This window comes from Moraxella caviae (assembly GCF_002014985.1).
GTDB classification, from domain to species: Bacteria; Pseudomonadota; Gammaproteobacteria; order Pseudomonadales; family Moraxellaceae; genus Moraxella; species Moraxella caviae.
In genome coordinates this window covers 1-4,263 of record NZ_MUXU01000002.1, presented here as the reverse complement: position 1 = coordinate 4,263, position 4,263 = coordinate 1, and the positions used below count along the sequence as shown (strand labels likewise).

Here is a 4,263-nt window from a genome sequence, read left to right as displayed (position 1 = left end):
GGGTGGGGATGGTATCTACAGCCGATATGATTTTTCCCGTTCGCCCTGAGCTTGTCGAAGGGTGAACTAAGTGAAAGTTTTTAACCCAAAAACCGTCCTTGGTTCGACAAGCCCACCGCGAACGGTTTTTTAAATCACGAACGGTTTTGTAATTACGAATGTTTTTTGAACGGTTTTTAAATCACAAACGGTTTTGCAGTTTTTTAAATGGAATTTGCAGGCTTGGTTGTGGGACGGTTGTAGGCTGGGTTGAGCAAAGCAAAAAAAACCCAACCTAATTTTAAAGTCCATAAAAAACAGCCCCTACCATCATAAGGGCTGTTTTTAGCTATCAGCAAACCATCAATCAATTCACCAGCAGCTTACCAAAGTGTAGCACACCGTCTTTGACGTCCACCGAAATGGTGTCGCCAGCGGTGAAATCACCTGCCAAAATGCGCTGCGCCAGCGGATTTTCAATCTCTTGCACGATCGCACGTTTTAGCGGTCTTGCGCCAAACACAGGGTCATAGCCTGTACTAATCAGCTCGTTCATCGCTTCGTCTGACAAAACCAGTCCAAGCTCACGCTCTTTTAGGCGGCTGCGCAATCTGTCCAGCTGAATGCCTGCAATGCCCGCCATTTGCGCCTGTCCCAAAGGATGAAACACGACAATCTCATCAATGCGGTTGATAAATTCTGGACGAAAATGCGCATTCACCGAATCCATCACCGCACGCTTGATTTCATCATATTCATCGCCAGCCATTTCTTGGATTTTATGGCTGCCAAGGTTTGACGTCATGATAATCACCGTGTTTTTAAAATCCACCACACGCCCATGGCTGTCGGTCAAACGCCCATCGTCTAAGACTTGCAGCAGGATATTAAACACATCAGGGTGCGCTTTTTCCACTTCATCAAACAGCACTACGCTATAAGGCTTACGGCGCACCGCTTCGGTCAAGACGCCACCTTCTTCATAGCCGACATAGCCCGGAGGCGCACCCACAAGACGGCTCACGCTGTGTTTTTCCATAAATTCAGACATATCAATACGCACCATCGCGTCTTCTGAATCAAACAAGAAATTCGCCAAAGACTTGGTCAGCTCGGTTTTACCCACGCCAGTTGGACCCAAGAACAAGAAAGAACCGCTCGGCTTATTTGGGTCAGACAGTCCAGCACGGCTGCGGCGCACGGCATTTGCCACCGCCACCACCGCTTCATCTTGCCCAATCACACGCTCGTGCAAAATCTCTTCCATCGCCAGCATTTTATCACGCTCGCCTTGCAGCATTTTGGCAACAGGAATGCCCGTGGCGGCAGACACCACTTCGGCAATTTCGTTATCGGTAACTTTATTGCGCAAAAGTTTTGGTGCTTGCTCATCTTCTTCGTGCTGCTCATCGGCAAGCTGCTTTTGCAAGGCAGGAATGACTTCGTATTGCAAGCGCCCTGCCTCTTCCCAGTTGCTTTCACGTTGGGCTTTTTCTAGGGCAATGCGCGCTTTATCCAGCTCCACTTGTGCGTGCTTTGTGCCTTCTACCAGTGCTTTTTCACCTTTCCAGATTTCTTCTAAGTCATTGTATTCTTTGCTTAATTCGTCAATTTGCGCTTGTAATTGCTTGACTTGCGCCTGTGAGCCAGCGTCATCTTCTTTTTTCACCGTCTCAAGCTGCATTTTTAGCTGAATGATGCGGCGGTCAAGTTTATCAAGACTTTCAGGCTTGCTATCAAGCTCCATTTTAATGCGACTTGCCGCTTCATCAATCAAATCAATCGCCTTATCAGGCAGCTGGCGGTCAGTGATGTAGCGATGGCTCATCTTGGCAGCGGCAATGATGGCACTGTCTAGAATTTTTACGCCATGGTGCAGCTCGTAGCGCTCTTTTAGCCCACGCAAAATCGCAATGGTATCTTCCACGCTCGGCTCGTCCACCAGCACTTTTTGAAAACGACGCTCCAGCGCAGGGTCTTTTTCAATGTATTGACGATATTCATCAAGCGTGGTCGCCCCCACACAGCGCAGCTCACCGCGTGCCAAAGCAGGTTTTAGCATATTGCCAGCGTCCATCGCGCCAGAGGTTTTACCTGCGCCCACCATGGTATGCAGCTCATCAATGAATAAAATCACCTTGCCGTCTTGCTTGGACAAATCATTGAGCACGCCTTTTAAACGCTCTTCAAACTCGCCATGATATTTCGCCCCAGCAATCAGGCTGCCCATATCCAAAGACAGCACTTCTTTATTTTTCAGGCTTTCTGGCACTTCACCATTGACAATGCGCTGCGCCAACCCTTCTACAATGGCGGTCTTACCCACGCCCGGCTCACCGATTAAGACAGGGTTATTTTTGGTGCGTCTGGATAAAACTTGCACCGTACGGCGAATCTCATCATCACGCCCAATCACAGGGTCAAGTTTGCCATCGCGCGCACGCTCAGTCAGATTGACGGTGTATTTTTCCAGCGCTTGGCGGGTGTCTTCGGCATTTTGTGTGTTCACAGTGTCATTCCCCCTTAGATTTTTAATCGTTTCAATCAGCACTTTGCTGTTCACGCCAGCGGTTTGTAGCACTTTTTTGCTGTCGGTTTGCTCGCTTAGGGCAAGTAAAAGCCATTCGCTCGCCACAAATTCATCGCCTGCTTTTTGGGCGTGGCGTTCGGCAAGATTTAGCACTTGCGCTGCGTCTGCGCCCAAATTCACCTGCCCTGTTGGCGTGGCGATGGTCGCTTGGCGTGCCAAAAACGCCTGCGTTTCATCTTTTAAAACTGGCACATTCGCCCCAGCATTTTGTAGCGTGGCAAGCACGGATTCATCGTCCAGCATCACTGCCAATAAATGCGCGCTGCTGATGGCGGTGTTGTCTTTTGCCAACGCCAAAGACTGCGCTTGACGTATGATATCTTGTAATTTTGCGGTGTATTTTTCAAAGTTCATAATCGTTCTCGCTTGTTTTTAATTTTTTAAACTGGTAATGATTTGACGGTGTAAGTCGTACCATTTATAAAACTTATCATCATCGCCAGTGCATTTGCTAAATATATGCTTGACAAATCAAATTTTTTCAATATTAAAACCACAAAATAAACAAAAATTTTTATAAACTTTTGAAAAATAACGTTATTTTTATAAATCGCACCGATAAACGCACTTTTTTAAAATTTACGCATAAATTTCAAATCAATCGCCTTGCAATCCAAAACCACACCCCCATATAACAAAACAAGTAGCAAATGCTACCGCTTTATACCAAAATTTCATTAACAAACAATAAGGGGCATTTTATGGCACGTCTTACCGTTCACACCCTAGACACCGTTCCAAGCGAAGCAAAAGCACGCATGGAAGCGGTTCAAAAAGCCAACGGCTTTATCCCAAATCTGATTGGTGTATTGTCAAACTCACCGCAAGCACTGGCGTTTTATCAAGAAGTTGGTAAAATGAACGGTTCAAACTCATTGACCGCTGAAGAAGTGGAAGTGGTGCAAATCACCGCCGCTGCGCACAATGGCTGTGATTTTTGTGTGGCTGGACACACCAAAATCGGCACTTTGCGCCTAAAAATGCCAAATGACGTGCTAGAAGCACTGCGCAACCGCACCAACATTGACAGCAACGAAAAATACCAAGCTCTAGCGCAATTCACCATGCAACTGATTGACAAGCGTGGCGCGGTATCAGACGAAGAATTGGCGGCGTTTAAAGCAGCTGGCTACAACGACCAAAACGTGCTGGACACCATCATGGGCGTGGCTTTGGCAACGCTGTGTAACTACGCTAATAACGTAGGTAAAACCGACATCAACCCAGAATTGATTGATTATGCGCCAAAGCGTTAATTTGATTGATTTTGGCTGGTAAGTGATTTGGTTTGTAAAGCCAAAATCCGACCATAAATAAACCCTGCACTGATCGCAGGGTTTATTTTTTGCAATATGAAGGATTAAGTATCAGACAAATGACAATTAAATCAATAAGATAAAAAACCGCCATGGTTCGACAAGCTCACCACGAACGGTTTTTTAAATGTAGTAAATCACTACGAACGGTTTTTTAATTTGACAAACTCACCATCAGCGGTTTTGCCAGCTTGGTAGGTTTGTCACAAACGGTTTGGGGCTGTAGTAGATTAGCCCTAAACCCCACACCATTTTCTTAAAGTTTTTAGCTTTTGTGATGGTGTGCCGTAATTAAATCTAAATTCGCATTCTTTGATAAAAAGATGGAAGTTTTTCTTGTCAATGCCATTATATTTTCTAAGAATGCGTTTAGATTGG

At 45.9% G+C, this 4,263-nt stretch carries 2 protein-coding genes and 1 pseudogene; 1 reads left to right on the top strand and 2 read right to left on the bottom strand.

What is annotated here, in order from left to right:
• Positions 1 to 346 precede the first annotated feature (346 nt).
• On the bottom strand, positions 347 to 2,923 hold the full coding sequence (gene clpB, locus B0181_RS00085) for an ATP-dependent chaperone ClpB (RefSeq protein WP_078275462.1): 2,577 nt from the start codon (positions 2,921 to 2,923) through the stop codon (positions 347 to 349).
• Between the two features lie 347 nt (positions 2,924 to 3,270).
• On the opposite strand from clpB, the gene B0181_RS00080 reads away from it, so the two are divergent.
• Positions 3,271 to 3,825: a carboxymuconolactone decarboxylase family protein gene (locus B0181_RS00080; protein WP_078275463.1), complete on the top strand. Its 555-nt coding sequence runs from the start codon at positions 3,271 to 3,273 to the stop codon at positions 3,823 to 3,825.
• A 296-nt stretch (positions 3,826 to 4,121) separates the two neighbouring features.
• On the opposite strand, the pseudogene B0181_RS00075 reads toward B0181_RS00080, so the two are convergent.
• Positions 4,122 to 4,263: pseudogene (locus B0181_RS00075) on the bottom strand (IS1595 family transposase); the annotation flags it as partial.

Coding starts and splice junctions, on each gene's coding strand:
- clpB (WP_078275462.1), bottom strand. CDS start 2,923: ATGAACTTTGAAAAATACACCGCAAAATTACAAGATATCATACGTCAA.
- B0181_RS00080 (WP_078275463.1), top strand. CDS start 3,271: ATGGCACGTCTTACCGTTCACACCCTAGACACCGTTCCAAGCGAAGCA.